The sequence below is a fragment of the Nocardiopsis camelliae genome (assembly GCF_028993595.1).
Taxonomy (GTDB): domain Bacteria; phylum Actinomycetota; class Actinomycetes; order Streptosporangiales; family Streptosporangiaceae; genus Nocardiopsis; species Nocardiopsis dassonvillei.
Genome location: NZ_CP118614.1, coordinates 6,732,391 through 6,759,285 on the forward strand (window position 1 = coordinate 6,732,391; position 26,895 = coordinate 6,759,285).

25 protein-coding genes, 1 tRNA gene and 1 other RNA gene are annotated in these 26,895 nt (G+C 71.2%); 17 read left to right on the forward strand and 10 right to left on the reverse strand.

Annotated elements, in window-relative coordinates:
- The first annotated feature begins 392 nt into the window (after positions 1 to 392).
- From pdhA to PV789_RS29415, 5 genes are all read left to right on the forward strand, one after another.
- Positions 393 to 1,502, forward strand: a complete 1,110-nt coding sequence (gene pdhA, locus PV789_RS29395; protein ID WP_248772812.1) for a pyruvate dehydrogenase (acetyl-transferring) E1 component subunit alpha — start codon at positions 393 to 395, stop codon at positions 1,500 to 1,502.
- Positions 1,503 to 1,515: 13 nt separating this feature from the next.
- Positions 1,516 to 2,529: an alpha-ketoacid dehydrogenase subunit beta gene (locus PV789_RS29400; protein WP_248772813.1), complete on the forward strand. Its 1,014-nt coding sequence runs from the start codon at positions 1,516 to 1,518 to the stop codon at positions 2,527 to 2,529.
- A 14-nt stretch (positions 2,530 to 2,543) separates the two neighbouring features.
- Positions 2,544 to 3,854 carry a dihydrolipoamide acetyltransferase family protein gene (locus tag PV789_RS29405; protein WP_274975540.1) on the forward strand — a complete coding sequence of 437 codons (1,311 nt, stop codon included), beginning with the start codon at positions 2,544 to 2,546 and terminating at the stop codon, positions 3,852 to 3,854.
- A gap of 480 nt (positions 3,855 to 4,334) precedes the next feature.
- A complete protein-coding gene (locus PV789_RS29410) occupies positions 4,335 to 5,414 on the forward strand; it encodes a hypothetical protein (protein ID WP_274975541.1) in 1,080 nt (359 codons plus the stop codon).
- A 77-nt stretch (positions 5,415 to 5,491) separates the two neighbouring features.
- Positions 5,492 to 6,268 carry a cupin domain-containing protein gene (locus PV789_RS29415; RefSeq protein WP_274975542.1) on the forward strand — a complete coding sequence of 259 codons (777 nt, stop codon included), beginning with the start codon at positions 5,492 to 5,494 and terminating at the stop codon, positions 6,266 to 6,268.
- Positions 6,269 to 6,270: 2 nt separating this feature from the next.
- Here PV789_RS29415 and PV789_RS29420 read toward each other — a convergent pair whose 3' ends face one another.
- On the reverse strand, positions 6,271 to 6,918 hold the full coding sequence (locus PV789_RS29420; RefSeq protein WP_274975543.1) for an endonuclease: 648 nt from the start codon (positions 6,916 to 6,918) through the stop codon (positions 6,271 to 6,273).
- A gap of 193 nt (positions 6,919 to 7,111) precedes the next feature.
- Positions 7,112 to 7,459, reverse strand: coding sequence for a PLD nuclease N-terminal domain-containing protein (locus PV789_RS29425; protein WP_274975544.1), 348 nt, complete (start codon positions 7,457 to 7,459; stop codon positions 7,112 to 7,114).
- Positions 7,460 to 7,823: 364 nt separating this feature from the next.
- On the opposite strand from PV789_RS29425, the gene PV789_RS29430 reads away from it, so the two are divergent.
- Complete coding sequence (locus tag PV789_RS29430) at positions 7,824 to 8,567, forward strand: GntR family transcriptional regulator (protein ID WP_013155802.1); 744 nt, start codon at positions 7,824 to 7,826, stop codon at positions 8,565 to 8,567.
- Between the two features lie 230 nt (positions 8,568 to 8,797).
- Here PV789_RS29430 and PV789_RS29435 read toward each other — a convergent pair whose 3' ends face one another.
- The 4 genes from PV789_RS29435 to PV789_RS29450 form a co-directional block, all read right to left on the reverse strand.
- Positions 8,798 to 9,859 carry an aspartate-semialdehyde dehydrogenase gene (locus PV789_RS29435; protein ID WP_019609489.1) on the reverse strand — a complete coding sequence of 354 codons (1,062 nt, stop codon included), beginning with the start codon at positions 9,857 to 9,859 and terminating at the stop codon, positions 8,798 to 8,800.
- Entirely contained in the window at positions 9,856 to 11,127 is a 1,272-nt protein-coding gene (locus PV789_RS29440) for an aspartate kinase (protein WP_212642102.1), read from the reverse strand. The genes PV789_RS29435 and PV789_RS29440 overlap by 4 nt, the downstream gene beginning before the upstream one ends.
- Positions 11,128 to 11,329: 202 nt before the next feature.
- Positions 11,330 to 11,929, reverse strand: coding sequence for a recombination mediator RecR (gene recR, locus PV789_RS29445; protein ID WP_013155805.1), 600 nt, complete (start codon positions 11,927 to 11,929; stop codon positions 11,330 to 11,332).
- Between the two features lie 293 nt (positions 11,930 to 12,222).
- On the reverse strand, positions 12,223 to 12,570 hold the full coding sequence (locus PV789_RS29450) for a YbaB/EbfC family nucleoid-associated protein (protein ID WP_017562872.1): 348 nt from the start codon (positions 12,568 to 12,570) through the stop codon (positions 12,223 to 12,225).
- Between the two features lie 337 nt (positions 12,571 to 12,907).
- On the opposite strand from PV789_RS29450, the gene PV789_RS29455 reads away from it, so the two are divergent.
- The gene (locus PV789_RS29455; RefSeq protein ID WP_274978285.1) at positions 12,908 to 14,173 is read left to right on the forward strand and encodes a methyltransferase domain-containing protein; all 1,266 of its coding nucleotides are present in this window, start codon (positions 12,908 to 12,910) and stop codon (positions 14,171 to 14,173) included.
- Positions 14,174 to 14,229: 56 nt separating this feature from the next.
- Here PV789_RS29455 and PV789_RS29460 read toward each other — a convergent pair whose 3' ends face one another.
- The gene (locus PV789_RS29460) at positions 14,230 to 14,445 is read right to left on the reverse strand and encodes a DUF6243 family protein (RefSeq protein WP_274975545.1); all 216 of its coding nucleotides are present in this window, start codon (positions 14,443 to 14,445) and stop codon (positions 14,230 to 14,232) included.
- Positions 14,446 to 14,563: 118 nt separating this feature from the next.
- Here PV789_RS29460 and PV789_RS29465 point away from each other — a divergent pair, with 118 nt between their 5' ends.
- Positions 14,564 to 15,190, forward strand: a complete 627-nt coding sequence (locus PV789_RS29465) for a TetR/AcrR family transcriptional regulator (protein WP_274975546.1) — start codon at positions 14,564 to 14,566, stop codon at positions 15,188 to 15,190.
- A gap of 230 nt (positions 15,191 to 15,420) precedes the next feature.
- On the opposite strand, the gene PV789_RS29470 is transcribed toward PV789_RS29465, so the two are convergent.
- The gene (locus PV789_RS29470) at positions 15,421 to 17,601 is read right to left on the reverse strand and encodes a DNA polymerase III subunit gamma and tau (protein ID WP_274975547.1); all 2,181 of its coding nucleotides are present in this window, start codon (positions 17,599 to 17,601) and stop codon (positions 15,421 to 15,423) included.
- A gap of 108 nt (positions 17,602 to 17,709) precedes the next feature.
- Positions 17,710 to 17,805: signal recognition particle sRNA small type (ffs, locus tag PV789_RS29475), an RNA gene on the reverse strand.
- 182 nt (positions 17,806 to 17,987) lie between these two features.
- Here ffs and PV789_RS29480 point away from each other — a divergent pair.
- Positions 17,988 to 19,346: a DUF2252 domain-containing protein gene (locus tag PV789_RS29480; RefSeq protein WP_274975548.1), complete on the forward strand. Its 1,359-nt coding sequence runs from the start codon at positions 17,988 to 17,990 to the stop codon at positions 19,344 to 19,346.
- Between the two features lie 67 nt (positions 19,347 to 19,413).
- Positions 19,414 to 19,498 (forward strand) — tRNA-Ser (locus tag PV789_RS29485).
- A gap of 152 nt (positions 19,499 to 19,650) precedes the next feature.
- On the opposite strand, the gene PV789_RS29490 is transcribed toward PV789_RS29485, so the two are convergent.
- Positions 19,651 to 19,779 (reverse strand): hypothetical protein, encoded by a 129-nt coding sequence (locus PV789_RS29490; protein ID WP_274975549.1) that lies wholly within the window; start codon positions 19,777 to 19,779, stop codon positions 19,651 to 19,653.
- Positions 19,780 to 19,968: 189 nt separating this feature from the next.
- Between PV789_RS29490 and PV789_RS29495 the strand changes: the two genes are divergently transcribed.
- The 7 genes from PV789_RS29495 (at position 19,969) to PV789_RS29525 (ending at position 26,647) form a co-directional block, all read left to right on the forward strand.
- A complete protein-coding gene (locus PV789_RS29495; RefSeq protein ID WP_274975550.1) occupies positions 19,969 to 20,394 on the forward strand; it encodes a hypothetical protein in 426 nt (141 codons plus the stop codon).
- Positions 20,391 to 21,200, forward strand: a complete 810-nt coding sequence (locus PV789_RS29500; protein WP_274975551.1) for an SDR family oxidoreductase — start codon at positions 20,391 to 20,393, stop codon at positions 21,198 to 21,200. Before PV789_RS29495 ends, PV789_RS29500 begins: the two co-directional genes overlap by 4 nt.
- Positions 21,201 to 21,204: 4 nt before the next feature.
- Positions 21,205 to 21,576, forward strand: coding sequence for a sigma factor (locus PV789_RS29505; RefSeq protein WP_274975552.1), 372 nt, complete (start codon positions 21,205 to 21,207; stop codon positions 21,574 to 21,576).
- 2 nt (positions 21,577 to 21,578) lie between these two features.
- Positions 21,579 to 22,136: a sigma factor-like helix-turn-helix DNA-binding protein gene (locus PV789_RS29510; RefSeq protein ID WP_274978286.1), complete on the forward strand. Its 558-nt coding sequence runs from the start codon at positions 21,579 to 21,581 to the stop codon at positions 22,134 to 22,136.
- A 300-nt stretch (positions 22,137 to 22,436) separates the two neighbouring features.
- The gene (locus tag PV789_RS29515) at positions 22,437 to 23,462 is read left to right on the forward strand and encodes a mechanosensitive ion channel family protein (protein ID WP_274975553.1); all 1,026 of its coding nucleotides are present in this window, start codon (positions 22,437 to 22,439) and stop codon (positions 23,460 to 23,462) included.
- Positions 23,463 to 23,659: 197 nt separating this feature from the next.
- Positions 23,660 to 25,669: an NADPH-dependent 2,4-dienoyl-CoA reductase gene (locus PV789_RS29520; protein WP_274975554.1), complete on the forward strand. Its 2,010-nt coding sequence runs from the start codon at positions 23,660 to 23,662 to the stop codon at positions 25,667 to 25,669.
- Between the two features lie 120 nt (positions 25,670 to 25,789).
- On the forward strand, positions 25,790 to 26,647 hold the full coding sequence (locus tag PV789_RS29525; RefSeq protein ID WP_013155813.1) for a Rieske (2Fe-2S) protein: 858 nt from the start codon (positions 25,790 to 25,792) through the stop codon (positions 26,645 to 26,647).
- The last annotated feature ends 248 nt before the right edge of the window (positions 26,648 to 26,895 follow it).

A 26,895-nucleotide genomic window follows, 5' to 3' on the forward strand; every position in this document is an offset into this window, starting at 1 on the left:
CGATCAGACCGTAGAGTGTGCGCGACACACATCACACACGAGCGAACCCCTCCCGGGCAAGCGGAGTCGTTCATCCGGCCGGTGGACGAACCCGTGCGACCGGCAACCGCCGCGCCGGACCACGGACGCATACGCGGGTGCAGACCGGGAAGCAATGCGGCAGGGGTTCTGCGGACAACTGCACACGAGACCCCACCAGCGCTTCGTGTCCGGGAGAGGACGAGCCACCCTCCCCCGGGACGCGCCCCGCAACAGCCACAGAGCGCCGCCACCGCATGAGCCGGGTGGCTGCGCACGCCACGGTCGCACCCGACAGCGCGGCCACGGCGGGCCTGGCACCCCGGTCCACAGACCCGGGGCCCCAGGCCTTCTCGTACGTAGAAAGGCACACCATGGCTGACACGGCCAAGCCGAAGGGCCGCACCGCCAGGTCCTCAGGGACCCGGCGGCGCACCACCCGCAAGGACACCTCCCCCGGTCTCGCCGACGAGAAGCCCGACACCCTCCTCGACTACTACCGCCAGATGGTCTTCATCCGGCGGTTCGAGGAGCGCACGGCCCAGGCCTACACCCAGGCCAGGATCGGCGGCTACTGTCACCTCAACCTCGGCGAGGAGGCCACGGTCGTCGGCCTGATGACCGCCCTCCAGGAGCGCGACTACCTGTTCACGAACTACCGTGACCACGGGTACGCGATCGGCAAGGGCATGGACCCCAAGCGGGTCATGGCCGAGCTCTACGGGCGCGCCGACGGCGTGTCCAAGGGCTGGGGCGGCTCGATGCACATGTACGACACCGAGACCCGCATGCTCGGCGGCTACGGCATCGTCGGCGGACAGCTGCCGCTGGCCGCCGGCGCCGCGCTGGCCGTCTCCTACCGGGGCGGCGACGAGGTCGTCATGTGCCAGATGGGCGACGGCACCACCAACATCGGCGCCTGGCACGAGACGCTCAACATCGCCAAGCTGTGGAACCTGCCGATCGTCTTCGTGGTGATCAACAACTTCACCGGCATGGGCACCACGGTCGAGATGTCCTCCGCCGAGCCCGACCTGTACAAGCGCGGCGCCGCCTTCCGCATCGAGGGCGAGCGCGTGGACGGCCGCGACGTGCTCGCGGTCCGCGACACCGCGTCCAGGCTCATCGAGCGCGCCCGCGAGGAGCAGACCCCGTTCCTGCTGGAGGCGTGGAGCTACCGGATGAAGGGCCACTCCGTGGTCGACCCGGCCAAGTACCGCACCGACGAGCAGAAGGACGAGGCGCGGTCGGAGGAGAACGACCCGATCGCCCTGTTCGAGGCCAGGCTCACCGAGGAGGGCGTCCTCACCGACGAGCTGCGCGAGGAGATCGCCGCCTCCGTCAAGGCCGAGGTCGCCGAGGCCGCGGACTTCGCCGAGAACAGCCCGCACCCGGAGGTCTCCACCCTCTTCGACTACACCTACGCCACCCCGGTGCCCAACGAGTCCACCCGCATGCCCGCCGACCCGGTGTTCGCGGAGTAGGGAAGGAACCCACATGTCTGTGATCACTTACCGCCAGGCTCTGCGGGACACCCTTCGCGCCGAGATGGTCCGCGACGAGAACGTCCTCGTCATGGGCGAGGAGATCGGCGTCTTCGAGGGCTCCTACAAGATCACCGAGGGCCTGCTCAAGGAGTTCGGCCCGCGCAGGGTCAAGGACACCCCGATCGCCGAGGAGGGCTTCGTCGGCGCGGCCGTCGGCGCGGCCATGCTGGGCCTGCGCCCGGTCGTCGAGCTGATGACGATCAACTTCTCGCTGATCGCCATCGACCAGATCATCAACCACGCCGCCAAGATCTACGGCATGTTCGGCGGACAGACGAGCGTGCCCATGGTCATCCGCACGCCCGGCGGCGGCGGCCAGCAGCTCGGCGCCACGCACTCGCAGAACATCGAGCTGTTCTACTCGTTCATCCCCGGCCTGAAGGTGCTCGCTCCCAGCACCCCGGCCGAGGCCTCGCAGATGCTGCGCGCGGCGATCCGCGACGACGACCCGGTCCTGTTCCTGGAGAACCTGGGCCTGTACAACTCCAAGGGCGAGGTCCCCGACGACTACGCCGAGCCGGAGAACGACAACGTCGCCACGATCGGCCGCGCCAAGGTCACCCGCGAGGGCAGCGACATCACCCTCATCGGCTACTCCCGGATGGCCATGGTCGCGAACCAGGTCGCCGAGAAGCTGGCCGAGGAGGACATCGACGTCGAGGTCGTCGACCTGCGCAGCCTGCGGCCGCTGGACCGCCAGACCTTCGTGGACTCGGTCAAGAAGACCGGCTCCGCGGTGATCTGCGAGGACGACTGGCTGACCTACGGGATCGGCGCGGAGATCGCCGCCTCGATCCAGGAGGGCGCCTTCGACTACCTCGACGCCCCGGTCCGCCGGGTGGCGATGGCGGAGGTCCCCATGCCCTACGCCAAGCCGCTGGAGACGGCGGCCCTGCCGTCGGTCGAGTCGATCAGCACCGCCATCAAGGAGACCCTGAGCGCCGTCGGCAAACGGGTCGGGTAGAGGGAGTTTCAAGCATGAGCGAGATCCAGATGCCGCGCCTCTCCGACACCATGGAGGAAGGCGTCATCAGCACGTGGGTCAAGAACGTGGGCGACAAGGTCGCCTCCGGTGACGTCCTGGTCGAGATCGAGACCGACAAGGCCGTCATGGAGTACGAGGCCTACGAGGACGGCTACCTGGTCAAGCAGTCCGTCTCCGAGGGTGAGACGGTGCCGATCGGCGCGGTCATCGGCGTGATCGCCGACTCCCCGGACGCGGTGCCCGAGGACTCCGGCGACGGCGGCTCGGAGCCCGAGCCCGCCAAGGAGGAGCAGGGCGAGAAGGCGGAGGAGATCCAGGAGGCCGCCGAGGGCACGGAGAAGGAGGCGGAGGAGTCCGAGGAATCCGCCCCGGCCTCCGGCGACGAGGCCGCGCGCCCGCGCACCTCCCCGCTGGCCCGGCGTCTGGCCAAGGAGTACGGCCTGGACATCAACAGGATCCAGGGGTCGGGCCCCAAGGGCCGGATCGTGCGCGCCGACATCGAGGCCGCCCGGGAAAGCGGTGCCGCCGAGCAGGCCGCACCCGCCGCGCAGTCCAAGGAGGAGGCCAGGCCCGCCGCGGAGAAGGCGGCGACCGCTCCCGCCTTCGACGACGGCCGCGCCTCCGAGGAGCTCAAGGTCAGCAACGTGCGCAAGGTGATCGCGCGCCGCCTGACCGAGAGCAAGCAGACGGTGCCGCACTTCTACCTGCGCCGCACGATCGACGCCGAGGCGCTCAAGGCCTTCCGCGCGCAGATCAACGAGCAGCTGTCCAGCACGGGCGTGAAGGTCAGCTTCAACGACCTGATCGTCAAGGCCAGCGCGACGGCGCTGAAGCTGCACCCGGCGGTGAACACCTCGTGGGTGGACGACAAGCTGCTCCAGCACCACCGGGTCAACGTGGGTGTGGCCGTGGCCGTGGACGCCGGGCTCGTGGTGCCGGTGCTGCACGACACGGACAAGGCGACGCTGTCGGAGATCTCCACGCGCACGCGCGAGCTGGCGGGCAAGGCCCGTGACGGCAAGCTCAAGCCGCAGGAGATGAGCGGCGGCACGTTCAGCGTGTCCAACCTGGGCATGTTCGGCGTGGACAGCTTCTCTGCGGTGATCAACCCGCCGGAGGCGGCCATCCTCGCGGTCGGCGCGATGCGCCAGGAGCCGGTGGTCGTGGACGGCGAGGTCGCCGTGCGCAACCGGATCTCCCTGGAGCTGTCGGTGGACCACCGCGCGGTGGACGGCGCCGTGGGCGCCGCCTTCCTCAAGGACCTCGCGGAGATCCTTGAGGAGCCGATGCGGATCATCCTGTAGCGTCCGGCGCTCGGTACACGCGACGCCCCGGCCGGGAACGGCCGGGGCGTCCGTCGTTCCCGGGGCCGCGCGTCCGGGCGGGTGCGGCGGATTCCGTCCACAGCCTGTGGACAATTGGACGCGAGGACAAGCGGACACGAGGACATGCCGACGAGTCGACACGGCGACGAACCGACAAGGTGACAGAGTGTCAGGGCTACAGCCGCACCGCTCCGTTACTGACGGCCCCGGCGTGGCGGACGCCGCTGTCCACAGCCTGTGGACAGTCGGGCGAGCATGCGACAGGAGAACACGTCACCGGAGCGGCACGGCGGCGGCCTGAACGGTTCCGGTCGCCCGCGCCCGTGAGGTGGGTTGACCGTCTCCGGCCCGACCAGGCCCACGACAAAGCCCCGGGCGCGTGGAACAGAGGCGGCACCGGGGCGTTCCCCGCAAAGATAGCCTCTCCGCATGCCTGGTGTCGATGATGACGTTGACCTCGTGTGGAGTCGGCTCTCCGAGCCCCGGATGGCCCCCTACCTCGACATGGCCGGGGGCGACAGACACGCCGCCCTCTCGGTGTACGAGTGGAGCGGCCACATGGCCGCTGCGGCGTTCGAGGACGTCGGGCACCTGGAGGTCCTGCTGCGCAACACCCTGGACCGCTGCCTGCGAGAGCACTACAGAGAAGACACCAGTGGCATCCCCTGGTTCCTCATGCCCGTACCCGGCGGCGAGTACGTCGGCGAGGCCGTGGGCTTCGTACGCCAGCGCCTGCGCGGGAACACCACGCGCTTCCCCGCCCCGCGCGAGACACGCGACCAGATCGTGGCGGGCCTGACCTTCGGGTTCTGGTCCGGCCTCGTGGGCGCCAGGTACGAGCAGCTCTGGCGCGAATGCCTGCACCGGGCCTTCCCGCACTCCTCGGGACAGCGCAAGGAGGTCTCCGTCGCCCTGGACGGGGTGCACAAGTTCAGGAACCGCTTGGCCCACCACGACTCCATGCTGAATATCGACGTCCCGTTCGAAGTGCAGCGAATCTTCGAGACCACTGAGTACATAGATCCCCGGGTAGCTGCTTGGCTCAGAAACCGCAGCCAGGCGATGCAGGTATACCGGCAACGCCCGGTCAACATCGAGGACACCGTGGTCGTAGCCGCCAGCGACGCCTGGCCGCTCTATCAGGACTGCCATGCCTATGTCTGTCAGGCAGGCCGCTTCTTCCGGGATGTGGAGAGGGTCGCCTTCTATTCCGACAAGGAGATCAAGGCCGTGGTGCCCGCGATCCTTCACCGACGTGACCAGGTCGAGTGGACCCCTAAAGCCATCGCACGACTCTCGGCCTCCTCCGACCGCGATGACCGAAAAATCGCCACAGTCATCCAGGCGTCCCGGGGCAGAGGGTGGAACGAAGGTCGTTACCAGGTCTTCCTCCTGACCCGAGACGGGGACGTCCGTCATCGCAAGCTCCGGACTGCTCTGCCCCACGAGCGGACCGGACGCGGAACCGCTTTCACACAGGGCCAGCGCTACACGTCACTGCACTCACTTCAGACAGCGGAGACGACGACGGACCTGTGAGCGCGTATGCCAGCGCATGTTGTCCACAGCCTGTGGACAACGGGCCGCCGCACCCCGGCTGGTGTACGGTCGGCCGCATGCCCCACGTGCTGCACATGACCGAACTCGAACGCTGGACCTCCGGCGGCGACATCGAGGCCGACTCCCTGCGCACCCAGGGGTTCGTGCACGCCTCGCCGGACGAACCCACGCTGCTGGCGGTGGCCAACGCGCTGTACGCGCGGGCCGCCGGACAGCTGGTCGCCCTCGTCGTGGACACCGACGCGGTCGGCTGCGAGGTGCGCTGGGAGGCCGCCGAACCGGCCCCGCCGCCAGGAGTGGGGGACGACGTCCTCTTCCCGCACGTGTACGGGCCGATCCCCCGCGAGGCCGTGACGGGCGTGCGCTACCTGCGCCGCGACCCCTCGGGCCGCTACACAGGTGCCGAGGAGCGCACCGCCACGGCCGAGGCGCTGGACCTGCTGCCGCACCCCGAGGGCGGCTGGTACCGGCAGACCTGGCACAGCGGCGTCACCGTGCACCCGGAGGGCTACCCGGGACCGCGATCCACCGCCACCGGCATCCACTTCCTGCTCGGCCCCGGGGAGGAGTCGCGCTGGCACCGGGTGCGCTCCGACGAGGTGTGGGTGTTCAACCGGGGCGGGCCCCTGGTACTGGAGTACGGCGGCACAGGAGGGGCGCCCGAGCCCGACGGACAGGTGACCCTGGGCTCGGGGATCGAGCGGGGAGAACGCCTCCAGGCGGTGGTCCCGGCCGACACCTGGCAGGCCGCACGCCCGCTGGGCGGCGAGGAGGCACTGGTCAGCTGCTTCGTCTCCCCCGGTTTCGACTTCGCCGACTTCGAGGCGCTCTGACCTCACCCGACCCTCTCGCGGACGCGGTCGGCGAGGTCCCCGTCCCGCGCGATGCGGGCCAGCCCGGCCGCCAGGTGCGCGACCTCGTCACCCTCCACGAGCCTGGCGAGCTTGCCGCCGTCCTCCGGCAGGCCGACCTTCTTGGCCCCGCCCAGCACGTACTTGTCGGTGTAGGGCCGCAGCCAGGGCCACACCGCCTGCACCTCCCGGCAGAACATCACGGCGCCCGTCGGCCCGATGCCGGAGAACTCCCGGACCATCGACTCCACCCGGCTCGCCCGGTGCTCGGAGCGCTCCCCGAGTCTGCGCAGGTCGCCCTGGTACTCCTCGCGCACCCGGTCGACGCACTCGCCCAGCCGGGTGGCGGTGCTCTCGTCGTAGCGCACGTAGTGCCCGCGCCCCAGCGCGTCCACGCGGTCCTGCCAGCTGAGTGAGGCCATACCGTCGGGGGTCGTGCCGCCCGCCTCGTTGAGCTCACGGGCGGCGGCGATCGCGATCCGCGCCGAGATGCGCGCGGACAGCAGGTTGACCAGCACCAGCAACTGCCACAGCGCTGAGGGTCTGTCCGCCATCCGGATCCCGGCCTCGGCGGCGAGGGTCGTCCCCGCCTCGTCCACCACGGCGCGGGCGACGTCGGCGTTCCTGGCCATCTCCCGGTCCCCTTCCAGGTGTGGTCGGATGCGTCCTGGTACAGGGCTGATACCCGGCCGGAGGTCGCTGACGCGCCCGTCCACAGGCTGTGCACAACCCTTCCCTTCCGGCGCCGGACGCGGAAGAGCCCCGGATCCGGGTCCCGTCCCGGTTCCGGGGCTCTCCTCCCCGCCGCGGCGCCAGGCGCCGGGTTCAGGCGTGGCTCAGTCCGTTTCGGTGGGGCGGCACGTCGCTGTGCTGGCCGACGCTGGTCGGGATCGTGTGGCGCGCCCTCCCCTTGTCGATGCCGAGGAAGCGGTTGAGGTGGCCCTTGCGGCCCACCACGAACCAGGCGATCGCCCCGAACAGCGGGAACCAGAGGATGAAGATGACCCACAGCAGCTTGCCGCCCGCGGAGGTGTCGCGGTCGACCAGCGCCGAGATGACCGCGGCGAGCAGCAGGACCAGCAGTGCCAGGCCCACGAGCGCCAGGACCACTCCGAAGATCCCGCTCATCCAGGTGACGGCCGTGTCCGCGCGGTCCGCGAGGTTCGTGATCATGGTCTCCCCCAACAAGGCACACTCCCTATTGTTACGCAGAGTAACCTTTCGGGCGGGGGTTCCCGTGGTGCTTCCGGTTTTCGGGCGTTTCCACTACGCAAGGACCGGATTCCGTTTCCGTGGTGACTTTCCGAACGCACGTCACTACTTTCAGGTAAGTCCACCTGTCAGGCCCTCTCGCTGCTTTACTGGGAACCATGGGCGAGCTTCGGCGATCTGGCAGGTTCACTCCCCTTCTCTCCCCCGGGTCCCCCACCGGAGACGGTGGCGGCCCCGGCACCGTCGACCACGGCGTCCCCGTCCCCCTGGCCAAGCGCAGAGACCAACGGGTGACGGGAGGCCGCACGGCCGAGGCCCGGTGACCGTGGGCAGGCAACCCAGGTACCTCTGGCTGGCGGAACAGCTGCGCGGGCCGATACTGAGCGGCGAACTCCCGCCCGGCACGCGTCTGCCCTCCCGGACCCGGCTGGCGCGCTCCTACCGGGTCAGCGAGCAGATCTCCCGCACCGCGCTCCGGCTCCTGGTCACCGAGGGCCTGGTCGAGTCCAGGCCCGGCTCCGGGTACTACGTGCGCACCGTCCCCGAACTCTTCCGGATCTGCCGGACCGACTCCTCCTCGGGCTCCGGCCTGGGACGGCTCAGCCGGGAGTCGATCGGCACCGAGCAGGAGCAGTGCGCGCCGCCGCTGAGCCTGCGGCTGCGGCTGCGCGAGGGGGAACCGGTGTACCGCACCACCTCGCGCGGGCTGTCCTCGGAACTGCCGATCACGCTGCACCGGTCCTGGGAGCCCGCGTCCCTGACCGCGGGAACCCTGCGCACCCCCTTCGACAGCTCGCCCGGCAGCGGACTGCTCGAACGGCTCAGCGCGGCGGGCCACCCGGTCGACCGCGTGGTGGAGGAGGTGGGCGTCCGCGCGCTGCGCGACTCCGAGGCCTCCCTGCTCGGGTCGGCGCCGGGGATACCCGTGCTGGTGGTGGAGCGCACCCACTTCAGCGGCAACCGGCCGGTGGAGACCTCCGACCTGATCGGCTCCTCCGAGCAGTGTCGACTCCTCTACAAACTGACACTGGCCCGGCCCCGCCGCGTCGGCGACCCGCGGCGGTACTGACCCGGGGCCGCGCGGGGCCGTCGCTCCGGGACGGGAACCAGGACACCTGGTCACCCGGCACCGGCCCCGGACACGCGTGAGGGCGGCGGTCCCCTCCTCTCAGGAGGGGACCGCCGCCCTCACCGTTCACCGGTCGTCGCTCCGGTTCGGACACCACCGGACGCCTGCTCCGCCCAACCGTTCCCCGTCACGCGGAGTGACCGGCTGGAGTCGCCCGGTGGTGTGCGCGGTCAGGCCCGGGTGAACTCCCCGGCCACGACCTCGGCGATCTGCGCCGTGTTGAGCGCGGCGCCCTTGCGCAGGTTGTCGCCGCACAGGAACAGGTCCAGCGACTTCGGGTCGTCCAGCGACTGGCGGATGCGGCCGACCCAGGTCGGGTCGGTGCCCACGACGTCGGCCGGGGTCGGGAACTCGCCGTTGGCCGGGTCGTCCTGGACCCGCACGCCCTCCGCGGAGCCGAGCAGCTCGCGGGCGGCGTCGGCGGGCACCTCCTCGGCGAAGGACGCGTGCACGACCAGCGAGTGGGTGGTGATCACGGGGACGCGGACGCAGGTGGCCGAGACGCGCAGGTCGGGCAGGCCCAGGATCTTGCGGGACTCGTTGCGGACCTTGAGCTCCTCCGAGGACCATCCGCCGTCCTTGAGCGAACCCGCCCACGGAACGACGTTGTAGGCCAGCGGAGCCGGGAACGGGCCCAGCTCGCCGACGGCGGCGCGCACGTCGCCCGCCGTGTCGCCCAGGCTGCGGTCGGCACCGGCCTTGGCCATCTGGTCGCGCAGGGTGTCGATGCCCTCCTGGCCGGCGCCGGAGGCGGCCTGGTAGGAGGAGACCACCAGGTCGGTGACGCCGTAGGCGCGGTGCAGGGCACCGATGGCCACGATCATCGACAGGGTGGTGCAGTTGGGGTTGCTGATGATGCCGCGCGGACGGTTGCGGACCTGGTCCGCGTTGACCTCGGGCACCACGAGCGGGACGTCGGGGTCCATGCGGAACGCGCCGGAGTTGTCGACGGCGACCGCGCCGCGGGCGGCGGCGACCGGCGCCCACTCCTTGGACACCTCGTCGGGGACGTCGAACATGGCGACGTCCACGCCGTCGAAGACCTCGGGGGCCAGGGCCTGGACCACGACGTCCTCGCCGCGCACGCGCAGGACCTTGCCCGCGCTGCGCGGGGAGGCGACGAGGCGGATCTCGCCCCAGACGTTCTCGCGCTGGGTCAGGATGTCCAGCATCACGGTGCCGACGGCGCCGGTGGCGCCGACGACGGCGAGGGTGGGAAGACGGTTGCTCATCGGCCGGTACCTCCGTAGACGACAGCCTCGACCTGGTCGGCGTCGAGCTGGAACTCGCTGTGGGCGGCGCGGACCGCCGCGTCGATCTGGTCCTCCTCGACGATGACCGAGATGCGGATCTCCGAGGTGGAGATCATCTCCACGTTGGTGCTCGAACCGGCGATCGCGTCGAAGAAGCGGGCGGTGACGCCCGGGTAGGAGCGCATGCCCGCGCCGATCAGCGACACCTTGCCGATCTTGTCGTCGTAGCGCAGGGACTCGAACCCGACCTTGTCCTGCACCTTCTTGAGCGCGGCGACGGCCTCCTTGCCGAAGTCCTTGGGGACCGTGAAGGAGATGTCGGTGCGCGAGGTGGAGACCGCCGACACGTTCTGGACGATCATGTCGATGTTGATCTCGGCGTCGGCCAGGGCCCGGAAGATCGTCGCGGCCTCACCGATCTTGTCGGGCACGCCGACGACGGTGATCTTGGCTTCGCTCCGGTCGTGAGAGACACCGGAGATGATCGGCTGTTCCATGCCTTCGCTTTCCTCGACTTCCGGGACGACCCAGGTCCCTGGCTTCTGGCTGAAAGATGAACGGACGTGAAGGGGGATGTTGTACTGACGCGCGTACTCGACACAGCGCAGGTGCAGGATCTTGGTCCCGGACGCCGCCATCTCCAGCATCTCCTCGTAGGAGATCTGGGGGATGCGCTGGGCGCTCGGCACGATGCGCGGGTCGGCGGTGAACACACCGTCGACGTCGCTGTAGATCTCGCAGGCGTCGGCCTCCAGGGCGGCGGCCAGCGCTACGGCGGTGGTGTCGGAGCCGCCCCGGCCCAGGGACGTGATGTCCTTGGTGTCCTGGGAGACGCCCTGGAACCCGGCGACGATGCAGATCGCGCCCTCGCCCACGGCCTCCTGGATCCGGCCCGGGGTCACGTCGATGATCTTGGCGTTGCCGTGCAGCGACGTGGTGATCACACCGGCCTGGGAACCGGTGAAGGACCTGGCTTCGAACCCCAGGTTCTCGATGGCCATCGCCACGAGTGCCATGGACATGCGCTCGCCCGCGGTGACCAGCATGTCCAGTTCGCGGGCCGGCGGCATCGGGCTGACCTGCTCGGCCAGGTCCAGGAGTTCGTCGGTGGTGTCGCCCATGGCCGAGACCACGACGACGACGTCATATCCCGCCTTTTTCTGAGCGACGATCCGCTGGGCTACTCGCTTGATGGCTTCCGCGTCTGCCACGGAAGACCCACCGTACTTCTGCACGATTAGGGCCACGATCGATGCTCCTGAGGAGTTGGGATCAAGACAATGAAATGGAGTGTAGTCACAGACGTCCTCGTCCACCCCATCTGACCTGCGAAGGGAGGGCGTGGCGTCTTGACACACCGGCGATGGGGCTTACCCGGTCAGGCGGAGGTTACTCGTGTTTCGCGCGGATGAACGGCGAATGTGAGCTAGAACTCCAGAGCGCGACGCGCTAGAACTCCAGGCTGCGGCGGCCCTCGAAGGCACGGCCGAGGGTGACCTCGTCGGCGTACTCCAGGTCGCCGCCCACGGGCAGGCCGCTGGCCAGACGGGTCACCTTCAACCCCATGGGTTTGACCAGCCGCGCCAGATAGGTCGCGGTGGCCTCCCCTTCCAGGTTGGGGTCCGTGGCCAGGATCAGCTCCGTCACCTGGCCGTCGGCCAGGCGGGTCATGAGTTCCTTGATGCGCAGGTCGTCGGGGCCCACACCCTCGATGGGGCTGATGGCGCCGCCCAGGACGTGGTAGCGGCCCCGGAACTCGCGTGTGCGCTCGATGGCGACGACGTCCTTGGACTCCTCGACCACGCAGATGATGGCGGGGTCGCGGCGGACGTCACGGCAGATGCGGCACTGGTCCTCTTCGGCGACGTTGCCGCAGACCGAGCAGAAGCGCACCTTCTCCTTGACCTCGACGAGGGCGCTGACGAGGCGTTTGACGTCGGCGTGCTCGGCGGACAGGAGGTGGAAGGCGATGCGCTGCGCGCTTTTCGGACCGACGCCGGGCAGCCGCCCGAGCTCGTCGATCAGATTCTGCACCGCGCCTTCGTACATCGCCTACCCATCAGTGACGGACCGGGTCTGCCGGGGCGGTCCGCGGCCCCGTTCCCCCACCGTATCCGGCGCGGAGGACTCGCGCGTACGCCGGGATCCGTCCGGCCGCTCCCGGTGCCGTTCCCGCCACCGGGACCGTCCCCGGGATCTGTCTGCGAAGCGGCCCCGGGATCTGTCCGTGAAGCTGTACCGGGTCCTGTCCGTGAAGCTGTACCGGGTCCAGTCTGTGAAGCGGTGCCGGGACCGGTCCGAGGACCGGTCCCGGGAAGTCCGTGCGGCTGTCGCGGACCGGGCTAGAAGCCGGGGAGGCCGGGCATGCCGCCGGGCATCCCGCCGCCGCCCAGGCCCTCGGCGAGCGGGCCCATCTTCTCCTGCTGGAGCCGCTCCACCTGTGCCTCGGCGTCGCGGATGGCCGCCAGGACCAGGTCCGCGACGGTCTGGGCGCTCTCGGCGGGGTCGGCCGGGTCGATCGCCTCGGGGGCGACGGTCACGTCCTCGACCTGTCCGCGCCCGCTCAGCTTGACCTTCACCAGGCCGCCGCCGGAGGTGCCCTCGACCTCGGCGTCCTCCAGCGCCTGCTGGGCCTCCACGAGCTGCTGCTGCATCTGCTGGGCCTGCTGGAGCAGGGCCTGCATGTCCATTCCGCCAGGGTTCACGGCCGTCTCCTCGCCGCACTCTTCGTGCTGGGTCTCGCTGTCATGTCGCTCTTGCTGTGAGCGTAACCGGTCATCAGCGGACATGCGGGCGGGCCGGTGGGCCGCGGGAGGGAAGGGGAGGAGACGTGCGGGCCGCCCCTCGGAGGACGCCGTGCACCGCCGGTAGGACGACTCTCCCGAAAGGGCACCTACCAGGAGTGAGAACCAAGAGTGGCGCTAACATCACTCTCGGTTGAAAAGGTGTTCTGCGGGGCACAAGAGTCCCGGTAGTGCCCTCGGGCGCCACCGGAAGTACTGAGAGCCACGGGGGAGTGAGGACGTGTTGACCGCCAGAGAGCGCCACTCGGCGCTGGTCGAGGCGATGGTCGCGGACGGCACGCTGACCGACGCCGCCCTCACCGACACGTTCCGGTCGGTGCCCAGACACCGGTTCGTCCCCGAGACCGGCGCGGTGACCGCGCACGGGACCGCCCTCAACGCCAACAGCAACCCCGAGCGGTGGCTCGCGGCCGTGTACGCCGACAACGCCATCGTGACCCAGGTCGACGGCCCCGACCCGTCCGCGTACCGGGAGGCGCCCGACCCCCGGGCCCCGGGGTTCCGGGCACCCGGCGAACAGGAGCCGGAGCCCCGGGAGCAGCGCACCCACGACGCCGGGGAGTCCGAGTCCGGGCAACGGGGGCCGACCGGTCCCGGCCCCCGGGAGCGGGCGGAGGCGGCGACCTCGTCCGTCTCGGCGCCCCGGGTCCTGGCCCGCATGCTGGAGCTGTCCGAACTCGCCAACGGGCAGAGGGTCCTGGAGGTGGGCACCGGAACCGGTTGGAACACCGCCCTGCTGGCGCACCGGCTCGGCGACAGCGCCGTCACGTCCGTGGAGACCGACCCGCGTCTGGCCGGGGTCGCCCGCGAGGCCCTGCGCGCGGAGGGCTACTCCCCCGCCGTCCACCTGGCCGACGGCTACGGGGGGTACCCGCCCGGCGCGCCCTACGACCGGATCACCTCGACCTGCGGCGTGCGCCGCGTGCCGCCCGCCTGGGTGGAGCAGCTGCGCCCCGACGGCCTGGTGGTGTGCCCGTGGGGGCTGCTGGAGGGGGCCGGGGTGATCGCGCGCGTGGAGTGCCCCGGGGACGGCTCGGCCCGGGCGAGCTTCCACGGCGGTGTGGGGTTCGTGCCGCTGAGGACCCCCGACGCCCAGCCCCGACCGGTACGGGACTCGGGGCAGCAGCCCGACGAGTACCGGCTCACGCAGACCGACCCCGTGGCGCCGCTGATGACCTTCCCGTCGGCGTTCGCGCTGTCGGTGATGGTGCCGGGCTGGCGGGTGCGGCGGCGGTGGATCGGCACCGGGTCGGGCGTGTGGGTGTTCGACCGGAGCGGCGCGTCGTGGGTGCGCGTGTACCCCTACGGCACCTCGTGGATGATCGAACAGGGCGGCCCGAGGAGCATCTGGGACGAGTTCGAGGAGGCCCTGGAGCTGTGGACCCGGCTGGGCGCGCCCGACCCGGACCGGTTCGGGCTCTCGGTGGACGCCGACGGCACGCACCGGGTGTGGCTGGACTCACCGGACGGACGGGGCTGGACGGTGTGACCGCGCCGGGTGCGCGGACGCCGACGGCCCCCTCGGGAGGGGCCGTCGCCGCGCGCTCACGCCTGTCCCTGGGCGCCTTCGGTCTCCTCGGGCTCCGCGTTCGCGTCCTTGCCCTGCTTCTCGCGGAGCTTGCGCAGCAGCTCCTGCTTGCGCTCCACGGCGTCGTCGCTGGGGCCGCCCCGGCCGCCGCCCTTGCCCCCGCGAAGCGCGGAGCGCGAGACGGTGTTGCGCTGTCCGCCCATGCCCAGAAGGTTGTCGCTGTTCCTGCCCACGCGGACCTCCTTTCCCTCCAGACGAGGCGAGACGCCTCGGCGAGTCGATCCGACCCCCGCAGGATATCGGCACCAAGACGATACGTCTCGTCATTTTTCAGCGGTTAACGTGGCAGGTATGGCAGAGAACACCGCACAGGAAGAGACCAGGGTCCGCCGCGGTCCCGACCCCCGCCGCCGCAGCGAACGCGCGCGGCGCGCCATCGTCGACGCCGCCGCCGAACTGATGGGCGAGGTCGGTTACGCCAGGCTCACGATGGAGGCGATCGCCGCCAGGGCCAGGGTCGGCAAGCAGACCATCTACCGCTGGTGGCCGTCCAAGGCGGCCGTCGTCCTGGACGTGTTCACCGCGCTGACCGGCGGGGTCGCCGGTGAACCCCTGCCCGACACCGGCGACCTGGCCGAGGACATGCGGACGGTACTCCGCGCCACGGCGGACGAGTTCCGCATCCCGGAGATGGACCGGACCACGCGCGCGTTCACCACCGAACTCCAGCACGACCCGGTCTTCGCCGAGATCGTCCAGGAACGCCTGATGGGCCCGAACGCGCGGGTTTTCGAGGACCGGCTGCGCTCCGCCGTGGCGGCGGGCGAGGTGGACCCGGAGATCGACCTGCGGCTGGCCACGGAGCTGTTCCTCGGGCCGTTCCACCAACGCTGGCTGCTGCGCACCGGGCCGCTCACGCACGAGTACGTGGACGAGCTCGTGGACGTGGTGCTGCGCGCGCTGCGCCCCCGCGAATAGCCGCGGGGGCGCCCTTCAGCGGCGAACGCGGAGGCCCGGAGGGCATCGCTAGGGTCTGTTTTTGAACCGGTCTCAGCTTGTGGGGGGTTGGTTCGGGCGCCCACGGGGTTCTGGAGGTGGCGGAGGTGGGACTGCGAGGAACGAGCCGTCCCACCGTAGGCACCGAAGGTTCCCGTTCTCCAGGCGCCCGAACACGGACCGAAGCGGAGCGGAGGTCCAAAAAACACTGCCTAGAGGGACGGGTCCGGGGCCTCGTGCTCGATCTCGTCGATGACCCGGCCGCCGAGCTCTGACTCGATCAGCCCGGCGCCCGACGCCCCCGAGGCGCTGGAAGGCCCGGAGGCCCTCGCGCCGCCGGGGGCCTCCGCGCCGCCGACGGCGCCCGCGGAGGCGGCTCCGGCGGGCGGCGCCGCGGTCTCGGGCCGCGGCGGGGCGGGGCGGGGGGCCTGCTCGACCGCGGGCGAGGAGTCGCCGTACTCGGGCGGCGGCGCGGCGGCCGCGTCCTCGTAGGGGTCGGGCGGCGGTTCCTGGAGTCCGGTGACGATGCGGTCCGGCGGCGGACCGGTCGGAGCGGGTTCCGGAGCCTGTCCGGGGTTCGGGCCGGAGGCCGCCTGCGGCGCGGGTTCGGGCGCCCCGGGCCGCGCGGGCTCGGGAGCGGGCGCGTCCCATCCGGCGGGCTCGGCCTGGGCCTGGCGCGCGGGCTCGGGCCTGCGCGCGGGGGCGGCGGAGGCCGTGGCGGCGCTGCCCGCAGCGGCGACGCGCACCTCCATACCCAGGACCTGCTGGATCGCGGCGGCCACCACCTGGTCGCTGCCGCTGTTGCTGAAGCCCTTGGCCTCGTTGGGCCGGGAGAAGCCGAGCAGGACGGCGTTGCCCTCCACACCCACAGGACGGACGTCGCTGCCGCTCAGCACCATCCAGGTGAACCGGCGGCGGCCCTTGACCGCCTCCAGGATCTGCGACCAGGCGCCCTGCACGCGCCCGAGGTCCAGGGAGCCGCCGGATGCCGCGGGCGCCTGGCTCCGGGCGGGGGCGGCCTGCCGGGCCGGGGCGTCCCAGCCCGCGGGCTCGGAGCGCTGCTGTGCCGGGGCCGGGGCGGCGGGGGCCTCCGGAGGAGCCGGAGCGACCGACGGGGCGGGAGCCGCGGCGGCGCGCACGGGTTCGGAGGGCACCACCGGGGAGGCCGGTGTGACCGGTGCGGGCGCGGGGGCGGGCTGGACCGGGGCGGCGGAGGGGGCGACGGCACCGGAGGCGATCCGGCGCTCCATCTGCTCCAGGCGGGCCAGCAGGGCCACGCCCTGGTCGCCGTCGGCGGCCGGGAGCAGCACCCGCGAGCACATGAGCTCCAGCAGCAGACGGGGCGCGGTGGCGCCGCGCATCTCGGTCAGGCCCTGGTTGAGGATGTCGGCCGCGCGGCTCAGCTCGGCCGGGCCCAGGCGCGCGGCCTGGTCCTTCATCCGCTCGGTCGCCTCCGGGTCGACGTTGACCAGGCCCTTGTCCAGGGCGTCGGGCACGGCGGCCAGGACGACCAGGTCGCGGAAGCGCTCCAGCAGGTCCGTGGTGAACCGGCGCGGGTCGAGCCCGCCCTCCACCACGCGGTCGATCAGGCCGAACACGGCGGCGCCGTCGCGGGCGCCGAGCGCGTCGACCATCTCGCCGAGCAGACTGGAGTCGGTGTAGCCCAGCAGGGAGACGGCGCCCTCACGGGTGATGCCGCCCTCGTCCGAACCGGCGATGAGCTGGTCCAGCACCGAGAGCGTGTCGCGCGCCGAGCCCGCGCCCGCGCGCACGACCAGCGGCAGCGCGGCCGGGTCGTAGGAGACGCCCTCCTCCTTGAGGAGGTCCTCCATGAGCTCCTTGAGGGTGCTCGGCGGGATCAGGCGGAACGGGTAGTGGTGGGTCCGCGAGCGGATCGTGCCGATGACCTTCTCGGGCTCGGTGGTCGCGAACACGAACTTCAGGTGCGGCGGGGGCTCCTCGACCAGCTTGAGGAGGGCGTTGAAGCCCTCCCGGGTCACCATGTGCGCCTCGTCGATGATGTAGATCTTGTAGCGCGAGTTGACCGGGGAGAAGAAGGCGCGTTCGCGCAGGTCGCGGGCGTCGTCCACACCGCCGTGGGAGGCGGCGTCGATCTCGATGACGTCGATGCTGCCGCCGCCGTCGGGGGCCAGCGCCACGCAGGAGTCGCAGGTGCCGCAGGGGTCGGGCGTGGGGCCCTCGGCGCAGTTGAGGGAGCGGGCCAGGATGCGGGCGCTGGTGGTCTTGCCGCAGCCGCGCGGGCCGCTGAACAGGTAGGCGTGGTTGATCCGTCCACTGCGCAGCGCCTGGCGCAGCGGGTCCGTCACGTGTTCCTGGCCACGCACCTCGCCGAACGTCGCGGGCCGGTACTTGCGGTACAGCGCGATGCTCACGGTGTGATTCCTCCCCTGGTCCCTGCCACGTGTCCATTCAACCCGCGGGCGGTGACAGCTCGCGCCGGTTGACGGGGACCGGGAGGGGTTCGACCGGGCCGGAGAAAGACAAAGGACCCCCCGCGCACCCGCCAGAGCCCATTTATCCTTGCTGCCTTCCGGCCCTGGGGAGGTTCATAGGGTGACGCCGCACGAGGGGTCTGCCCCGAGTGTATCCGAACCCCGGACCGCTCGGGCAACCCGTGCGCGCCCCGGCCGCTTCCCCGGAGCGCGTCGCCCTCCGGAACACCGGCATCGGGCGGAACGTACATCCCACATCAGGCGTCTCATCTCGGGCACGGGGCCCACGGGGCCCGGACCGGCACACACGTAACCTCTCAGAGATCATGGACGGCATGGGCATGCTCGACCGGCTCGATTCCACCGACAGCTCCCCGGAGCGCCGCGACCTCATCGTCGCCACGCTGGAGAACGCCTTCTCGGACCTGATGGCCGCCGACCCGGCGGCGTTCCGCGTCAAGTTCCGCAAGATGGCGGCCAACCCGTTCGCCTTCTACCGGGGCAGCGCCGCGCTCTTCTACGACGACGTCTCGGGCATGGACGACCCCTGGGCCGACGAACGCACCTCGCGGGTGTGGATCCAGGGCGACCTGCACGCGGAGAACTTCGGCACCTACATGGACTCCACCGGGCGGCTGGTGTTCGACGTCAACGACTTCGACGAGGCCTACCTCGGCCACTTCACCTGGGACGTGCTCAGGTTCGCGGCCAGCATCGGGGTGATGGGCTGGCAGAAGGCCCTGTCCGACGAGGACATCAGTGCGCTCCTGCCGCACTACGTCGACGCCTACATCGCCCAGGTGCGCGAGTTCGCGACGACGGGCAACGACTCGGAGTTCTCGCTCAAGCTGGGCAACACCGACGGCACCGTGCACGACGTGCTCCAGAGGACCCGGCTCAACAGCCGCGCGGGGATGCTGTCGTCCATGACGTCCCGCGACGGGTACACCCGCCGCTTCACCGAGGGCCCCAGGGCGCGCCGCCTGGACGACGCCGAGCGGGAACGGGTCCTGGCCGCCTACGAGGCCTACCTGGACACCATCCCCGAGGACCGGCGGTACGCGTCGATCAACTACGCGGTCAAGGACGCGGTGGGCAGCGGCGGCTTCGGGATCGGCTCGGCGGGGCTGCCCGCCTACACGCTGCTCATCGAGGGCCAGTCGGAGGCGTGGGACAACGACATCGTGCTGTCCATGAAGCAGGGCAACGTGGCCGCGCCCTCGCGGGTGGTGACCGACCAGCGCATCATGGACTACTTCCAGCACCACGGCCACCGCACCGCGGTGTCCCAGCGGGCGCTCCAGGCGCACACGGACCCGCTGCTGGGCCACACCGAGATGGGCTCCGTGGGCTTCGTGGTGAGCGAGGTCTCCCCCTACACCAACGACCTGGACTGGGACGACCTCACCGAGCCCGCGGAGATCGTGCCGGTGCTGGACTACCTGGGGCGCGCCACCGCCAAGGCGCACTGCGTGTCCGACTCGCACGCGGACGCCACGCTCGTGCGCGGCCAGACCGAGGAGGCGGTCATGGAGGTGCTCGACGGCCGCGAGGCGGAGTTCACGCGGTGGTGCGTGGACTTCGCGCACCGGTACGCGGCCCAGACCCGGGCCGACTACTCGCTGTTCGTGGACGCCTTCCGCAACAACGCCATCAGCGCGGTGAGGTCCAGCCGGGCCCTGTGACCCGGGGCCGGGCGGGGCCGCGGGAACCTGTTCGAAGCACCCTGTCGCGGCATGTAGAGTTGTTCGCGGAGGATTCGCCTAGTGGCCTAGGGCGCACGCTTGGAAAGCGTGTTGGTGGCAACGCCTCAGGGGTTCGAATCCCCTATCCTCCGCGAGCGGCCCGTGGTGGTCGACGACCTTCGGTCGTCCTCCCCACGGGCCGAAGTCTTTCCCAGGGGGACGACCCCCTGAAACCCCCGAAAGCCAGCAGCCGAAACGCAAGGCCCCGACCGGACACCGGTCGGGGCCTTCGTCGTTCCTAGTCTCAGTTGGCCGTTCCGGAGCCTGAGCCGCCCTCCTCCGACTGGGGAGCCTCCCAGATGAGTCCGCCGACCCGGTCGGCCACGTCGGTGCGGACCTCGTCCACCACGTGCTGGTAGCGCTTCATGGCCATGACATGGACTCCTCCTCGCGCTTTTCAGCAACGAAGACGTCCACTGACCGGGGGGAACGTCCCGCCCGCTGCAGCCAGTGCCGCCACGGTCTGCCGCCGGAGAATCCTCTGATCTGCGCAGGCCAATCCCTGGAATCAACAGCGCGGCGACCCGCCTCACATTTCAGGGCGCTGTGTCGTCATGGAGGCATGAACACGAAACTCCGTTACGCAAGTCTCGGCCTCCTGGCCGCGGTCGGCCTGTACACAGGGCTCTGGGCCTACTTCGCCCCGACAAGCTGGTATGCGAACTTCCCCGGCCTCGGGCTCAGCTGGCTGCCCCAACTGGGCCCCTACAACGAGCACCTCTCCAAGGACGTCGGGGCCATGTTCCTGGCGTTGGCCGTGCTGACGCTCGTCACGCTGAGCTCTGTGCGAAACACCCGACTGGTCCAGACGACGGGAGCGGTGTGGCTGGTCTTCAACGTGCTGCACCTCATCTACCACGTACAGCACCTCGACATGTACGACATGCGTGACCAGGTGCTCAACGCCGTCTCCCTGTCCGCACTGGTGCTCCTGTCGGCCCTGCTCCTGGTGCCTGACCTCCTCGGACGGCGGAACGACACCCGATGACGTTCGGCGACAACGGCGACGACGGCTACATGAGCGTGAAGGAGGGGTCCGGTATGCGGGTGGCAGTGGCGGGCGGGACCGGGCTGGTCGGCCGGTATGTGGTCGGGGAACTGGCCGCGGCCGGGCATGAGCCGGTGGTGCTGGCCCGGTCGCAGGGTGTGGACCTTGTGACAGGCGTCGGCCTCGACGCGGCCATGGCGGGCGTGGAGGCGGTCATCGACGTGAGCAATGTGACGACGATGAGCGACAAGAAGGCCATCGCGTTCTTCGGCATCGTCGGCCGCAACCTCCTGGACGCCGGTGAGCGAGCCGGGGTGGGCCACCACGTCCTGCTGTCGATCGTCGGCATCGACCAGATCGGCTTCGGCTACTACCAGGGGAAACTGCGCCAGGAGGGCGTGGCGAAGAGCGGGCGGACGCCGTGGACGGTGCTGCGCGCCACCCAGTTCCACGAGTTCGCGGAACAGACCCTCGACCGGGTGCCAGGGCCACTGGCGGTGGCGCCCCGGATGCGGACCCAGCCGGTCGCGGCCCGTGAGGTGGCCCAGCAGCTCGTGCGGCTCACGATGGCCCCGGCCCAGGGCATGGCCCCCGAGCTCGCCGGACCGCAGGTCGAGCAGATGGTCGACATGGTGCGCCGACTGCTGCGGGACCGGAACCAGCGGCGTCTGCTGCTGCCGATGAGGATGCCCGGCGCCGTGGGCACGGCCATGGCGGGCGGGGGTCTGCTGCCTGCCGGACAAGGGCCGCGGGGCAGCCAGACCTTCGGGGCATGGCTCGCCCAGCACACCGTCCAGGAGGGATGACGCCGTGTCCACACCCTCCGGGTCGGCCCAGGACCCTCCCCTCGGCGCCCTCATGGCCGAGCGCCGCCGGCTGCTCAACCTCGGTTACCGGATGCTCGGCTCCGTGCAGGACGCCGAGGATGTGGTCCAGGAGACGTACGCCCGCTGGTACGCCCTGTCCGAGGAGGGGCGGCAGGGGATCGACGCACCGCTGGCTTGGCTGACCCGGGTCGCCTCACGGATCTGCCTCGACCACCTCGCGTCGGCGCGGGTCCGCCGGGAGCGCTACACGGTCAATGGCTGCCGGAGCCCGTCCGGCACAACACCCTGTGGACCAGCACGGGCCGCGAAGGCGGCGCAGATCCCGCCGACCGCATCACCCTCGACGAGTCGGTGAGCATGGGAATGCTCGTGGTCCTGGAATCGATCACTCCGGCGGAACGCGTCGCCTTCGTCCTCCACGACGTCTTCGGCGTGCCATTCGCCGAGATCGCCGAGACGGTGGGCCGCACCCCCGCGGCCTGCCGACAGCTCGCCGCGTCCGCCCGGCGGCGTATCGCCGGCCAACGGCCTGGCAGCAGTACGGCAGAGAAACACCGGCAGGTCGTCACCGCGTTCCGGGTCGCCTGCGAGACCGGCGACCTCGACACCCTCATCGACCTCCTCGACCCCGAAGTCGCGTCGCTCAGCGACGGCGGCGGCAAGGTGCGCGCGGCCCTGCGCCCGGTCGTCGGCCGGAACAAGGTGGCCCGCCTCTTCCTCGGTCTCATGCGCAAGGAACCCGGGGTGCAACTCGTCGAGGAGAACGTCAACGGAGCCCCCGGTGTGACGGTCCGCATCGCCGGCACCACCGTCGCCGTCCTCGCCCTGAACGTGCGCGACGGCCTGGTGTCCAACCTGTGGCTGGTGGTCAACCCGGACAAGCTTCACGCCTGGACCGACGACGACAGGGACTGACGACCAGAGCCCCACCGACCGCCGACGCCGACCCGAGCCCCTGGCAGGTACAGGCGGCGTCAGGCTCTCGCGATCCCAGGACGCGGCGACATCAGCTTCGGGCCGAGTAGTCGGCAAACAGCCCCGTGACCTCGGCGTCCGTCCGATCGGGTGGCACCCCGCCCCTACCCTCGGGGGCGGGACGGTCGAGTCGGGGTGGCGGTGCGTGCGCACCCGACAACACGGGGTCCGCGCACGCCGCTCCCTCTCGGCCGCCAACCCGGAAGATCTCCGTCCCTACGACAAGAAGGCGATCATCCCGTGTCATCCCACTTCACCCTCTCCCAGGGGGACCTGGCCGACCAGGCCCTCAACGCACCGGACTGGCTGCGTGAGAACGCCGGGGCTCTCACCGGCACACTCCTGAGCATTCTCCTCATCGTCGTCGCCGCCGTCCTGGTACGGGCTCTGGGCAAACGTGCGATCGACCGCGCTCTGCGGCGCGCCACCCAGCCGCCCGAGGAGGGCGACGACGACAGGCCCCGCCGCAACGGCCGCGGCGCGGCCGTCCTCCAGCGCGGCCACGCCCGCGCCGCGGAAAGGCGCGAGCAGCGGGCCAGGACCCTGGGCACCGTGCTGAACAGCATCGTCACCGTGGTCGTCACCGTCATGGCGGTGGCCATGATCCTGGACCAGATCGGCATCGCGCTCGGCCCGCTGCTCGCCAGCGCGGGCGTGGTCGGTCTGGCGATCGGCTTCGGTGCGCAGTCCCTGGTAGCCGACTACATGTCGGGGCTGATGATCATGATGGAGGACCAGTACGGGGTCGGCGACACCGTCGACCTCGGCGAGGCGATCGGCACGGTCGAGCACGTCGGCCTGCGCATCACCAAGGTCCGCGACCTCCACGGCGGGCTGTGGTACATCCGCAACGGCGAGATCCTGCGCGTGAAGAACGACAGCCAGGGCTGGGCACGCGCCGTCCTCGACGTCGGTGTCGCCTACGACGCCGACCTCGACACCGTCTACGAGGTCCTGGAGCGCACCGGGGCGGAACTGCGCGAGGACCCGGAGCACGGCAAGTGGCTCCTGGAGGACCCGGCGGTGTGGGGCGTGCAGTCCCTGGACGCCGACTGCGTCACGGTCCGCATGGTCGTCAAGACCGTACCGCTCCAGCAGTGGGGCATCACACGCCAGCTGCGCCGACGCGTCAAGGACGCGCTCGACGAAGCGGGTGTCGACATCCCCTTCCCGCAGCGCACGGTCTGGATGCGCCACGATGGCGGCCCGGACGCGGGCTCGGAGGGCAACGGGCACGTCAGCGGCGTCGGCCGTCAGCGCAGCTGACCCCGGATCCCCTCCCCGGCACGCCCCCTCCCGGACCGCCTCGTCCCCCGTCCCGTCCGCCGGGACGGGGGACGCGTCATGTCCGGGCCCGCCTCCCCGGTACACGAGGTGCGCCCACGACCCTTTTTGCAACTTGTTGCATAATGGGTGCGGGCCGACCGGACACCGGCCCGTGAGGCACCGCGCGAGGAGACGACATGGGCGACTACCCCCACCTGCTGGAACCGCTGGACCTGGGCTTCACCACCCTCGCCAACCGCGTGGTCATGGGCTCCATGCACCTGGGCCTGGAGGAGGCGCCGGGCGGCTTCGAGCGGATGGCCGCCTTCTACGCCGAGCGCGCCCGGGGCGGCGTCGGCCTCATCGTCACCGGCGGCATCGCCCCCAACCCCGAGGGCGCCACCTACGAGGGCGCCGCGAAGATGACCACCGAGGCGGAGGCCGGGGAGCACCGCGTGGTCACCGAGGCCGTGCACCGCGAGGGCGGGCGCATCGCCATGCAGATCCTGCACACCGGCCGCTACGCCTTCAACGAGGACGCGGTGGCGCCGAGCGCGATCCAGGCCCCCATCAGCGCCTTCACGCCCCGGGCACTCACCGGCGACGAGGTCGAGCGCACCATCGAGGACTTCGCCCGCGCCGCCGAACTGGCCAGGCACGCCGGGTACGACGGTGTGGAGATCATGGGCTCCGAGGGGTACCTGATCAACCAGTTCATCGCCCGGGCCACCAACAGGCGCGAGGACGACTGGGGCGGCTCCTTCGAGAACCGCGTGCGCTTCCCCGTGGAGATCGTGCGGCGCGTGCGCGAACGCGTCGGCGCCGACTTCATCGTGGTCTACCGGCTGTCCATGCTCGACCTGGTCCCCGGCGGCTCCACGTTCGACGAGGTGGTCCGGCTGGCGGAGGCCGTGGAGGAGGCCGGGGCGACCATCATCAACACCGGCATCGGCTGGCACGAGGCGCGCATCCCCACCATCGCCACGTCCGTTCCGCGCGGCGCCTACAGCTGGGTGACCCGCAGGCTCCGGGGCCGGGTGTCCGTGCCGCTCGTCGCGGTCAACCGCATCAACACCCCCGAGGTCGCCGAGGAGATCCTGGCCGGGGGCGACGCCGACATGGTCTCCCTGGCCCGCCCCTTCCTGGCCGACCCCGACTTCGTCGCCAAGGCCGCGGCGGGCACCCCCGAGCAGATCAACACCTGCATCGGCTGCAACCAGGCCTGCCTGGACCACACGTTCAGTCTGAAGGTCAGCTCCTGCCTGGTGAACCCGCGCGCCTGCCACGAGACCGAACTCGTGCTCTCCCCCACCCGCCTGCGCAGGAGGGTGGCCGTCGTGGGCGCCGGACCCGCCGGGCTCGCCTGCTCCGTGTCCGCCGCCGAGCGCGGGCACGAGGTCACGCTGTTCGACGCGGCCGGGGAGATCGGCGGCCAGCTGAACCTGGCCCGCCGCGTGCCGGGCAAGCGGGAGTTCGACGAGACCCTGCGCTACTACCGCGTCCAGCTCGACCGGCACGGGGTGGAGGTGCGGCTGGGCACCCGGGTGGGGGCCGCCGACCTGGAGGGCTACGACGAGGTCGTGCTCGCCACCGGCGTCACCCCGCGTGTGCCGGGGATCCCGGGCGTGGACCACCCCAAGGTGGTGGGCTACGCGGACGTCCTGCGCGGGAACACCGAGGTCGGCGAGCGCGTGGCGGTCATCGGCGCGGGCGGCATCGGCTTCGACGTGGCCGCCTTCCTCACCGACGGCGGGGGCGACGTCGACACCGGGGAGTTCCTGCGCAGGTGGGGCGTGGACACCGACCCCGCCTCCCGGGGCGGCCTCGGCGAGCCCCTGCGTCCGGCGTCGCCGCGCACGGTGCACCTGGTCCAGCGCAGGACCGGCAAGGTCGGCGCGGGCCTGGGAAAGACGACCGGGTGGATCCACCGGCTGGAGCTGCGCCACCGCGGCGTGGAGACGGTCGCGGGGGCCGAGTACGACCGGATCGACGACGAGGGCCTGCACCTGACCGTCGACGGGGAGAAGCGCGTGCTCGACGTGGACACCGTCGTGGTGTGCGCGGGCCAGGAGCCGCTCCGGGACCTCGCCGACGAGCTGACCGCCTCGGGCCGCGCGGTCCACCTGATCGGCGGCGCCGACGAGGCGTCCGAGCTCGACGCCAAGCGGGCGATCGACCAGGGCACCCGACTGGCCGCCGCGCTGTGACGCCCGCCCCGGCCTCCCCGGCGCAGGAGCAACGGGAGGCCGGGGAAAGCCGGGTTCAAGGATCCGCGCGGCCCGGTGTCCCGTGAGTGGCACGCGCGCACCCCGGGTAGCCGCACCACCATGAGAATCGGTGAACGCATCCGCCGGATCGAACGCGACGAGCAGCTCGACCCCGCGGTCTCCAGCATGAAGAGCCTGGCCGAACGGATCCCGTCCGGCACCGTCCGCGACATGCTGCACGGGGTCCAGCTCGGGCACCCCGTCCATCCGATCCTGGTGCAGCTGCCCCTCGGTACGTGGATGGCGGCGGTCCTGCTGGACTCGCTGCCCGGGGACCACCGCCGCAGCGCGCACGCGCTGGTCAACGCCGGTCTGGTCACGACCCTGCCCGCCGTGGTGAGCGGCCTGGCGGACTGGTCGCAGCAGCACGAGCGCCAGCAGCGCGTGGGCGTGGTGCACGCGGCGACCAACGGCGTCGGCACCCTGCTGTTCGGCGCCTCCTCGCTGGCCCGGGCACGCGGCCGCCAGGGCTGGGGGAGGTTCCTGGCGCTGGTCGGCGTGGGCGTGGTCGGCCTGAGCGGGTCCCTGGGCGGGCACATGGCCTACTACCGGTCGGCGGGCGCCAACAGCGCCGACCACCTGGTCGACCTGCTGCCCGGGGGCTGGCACGACCTCGGCCCGCTGGACGGCTTCGACGACGGCGGTCTCGGCGGGGGCGACGTGGCGGGTGTCCCGGTCCTGGTGGCGCGGACGGGCGGCTCCGTGAGCGCGATGCTGGGCACGTGCCCGCACATGGGCGCTCCCCTGGCCGAGGGCGAGCGGGTGGACGGGTGCGTGCGCTGCCCCTGGCACGGCAGCGAGTTCCGCCTGGACGACGGGACGGTGGTCCACGGTCCCGCGACCGCTCCGCCGCAGGTCCTGGATGCGTCGGTCGTGGAGGGCAGGGTCATGGTCCGCCTCCCCGAGTCCGCTCCGTGATGGGGCGCGGATCTTTTTTCTGAGCCTGCTACAGGGGGGTCTTCGGGCGTCCACGGGGTTCTGGAGGTGACGGAGGCGGGACTGCAAGCAGGACTGCGCCGTAGGCGTCGGTTGAGGGTGGTGGTGGGCGACGGGTGGGCACGAGCCGTCTCACCGGAGGCACCGAAGGTTCCCGTTCTTCGGACGCCCGAACACAAGAAGGACTGCGCGCAGCGTCCGTTGAGGGTGGTGGCGGGCGACGGGTGGGA

What these genes read in the sequence shown, in the direction of transcription:
- PV789_RS29425 (WP_274975544.1), bottom strand. Translation starts at nt 7,459, where the DNA reads ATGATCACGAACCTCGCGGACCGCGCGGACACGGCCGTCACCTGGATG.
- PV789_RS29520 (WP_274975554.1), top strand. Translation starts at nt 23,660, where the DNA reads ATGGGCGACTACCCCCACCTGCTGGAACCGCTGGACCTGGGCTTCACC.
- PV789_RS29500 (WP_274975551.1), top strand. Translation starts at nt 20,391, where the DNA reads ATGACGTTCGGCGACAACGGCGACGACGGCTACATGAGCGTGAAGGAG.
- pdhA (WP_248772812.1), top strand. Translation starts at nt 393, where the DNA reads ATGGCTGACACGGCCAAGCCGAAGGGCCGCACCGCCAGGTCCTCAGGG.
- PV789_RS29495 (WP_274975550.1), top strand. Translation starts at nt 19,969, where the DNA reads ATGAACACGAAACTCCGTTACGCAAGTCTCGGCCTCCTGGCCGCGGTC.
- PV789_RS29480 (WP_274975548.1), top strand. Translation starts at nt 17,988, where the DNA reads ATGGACGGCATGGGCATGCTCGACCGGCTCGATTCCACCGACAGCTCC.
- recR (WP_013155805.1), bottom strand. Translation starts at nt 11,929, where the DNA reads ATGTACGAAGGCGCGGTGCAGAATCTGATCGACGAGCTCGGGCGGCTG.
- PV789_RS29420 (WP_274975543.1), bottom strand. Translation starts at nt 6,918, where the DNA reads ATGGCCAGGAACGCCGACGTCGCCCGCGCCGTGGTGGACGAGGCGGGG.
- PV789_RS29490 (WP_274975549.1), bottom strand. Translation starts at nt 19,779, where the DNA reads ATGGCCATGAAGCGCTACCAGCACGTGGTGGACGAGGTCCGCACCGAC.
- PV789_RS29405 (WP_274975540.1), top strand. Translation starts at nt 2,544, where the DNA reads ATGAGCGAGATCCAGATGCCGCGCCTCTCCGACACCATGGAGGAAGGC.
- PV789_RS29435 (WP_019609489.1), bottom strand. Translation starts at nt 9,859, where the DNA reads ATGAGCAACCGTCTTCCCACCCTCGCCGTCGTCGGCGCCACCGGCGCC.
- PV789_RS29400 (WP_248772813.1), top strand. Translation starts at nt 1,516, where the DNA reads ATGTCTGTGATCACTTACCGCCAGGCTCTGCGGGACACCCTTCGCGCC.
- PV789_RS29450 (WP_017562872.1), bottom strand. Translation starts at nt 12,570, where the DNA reads ATGGACATGCAGGCCCTGCTCCAGCAGGCCCAGCAGATGCAGCAGCAG.
- PV789_RS29510 (WP_274978286.1), top strand. Translation starts at nt 21,579, where the DNA reads ATGGGAATGCTCGTGGTCCTGGAATCGATCACTCCGGCGGAACGCGTC.
- PV789_RS29525 (WP_013155813.1), top strand. Translation starts at nt 25,790, where the DNA reads ATGAGAATCGGTGAACGCATCCGCCGGATCGAACGCGACGAGCAGCTC.
- PV789_RS29415 (WP_274975542.1), top strand. Translation starts at nt 5,492, where the DNA reads ATGCCCCACGTGCTGCACATGACCGAACTCGAACGCTGGACCTCCGGC.
- PV789_RS29465 (WP_274975546.1), top strand. Translation starts at nt 14,564, where the DNA reads ATGGCAGAGAACACCGCACAGGAAGAGACCAGGGTCCGCCGCGGTCCC.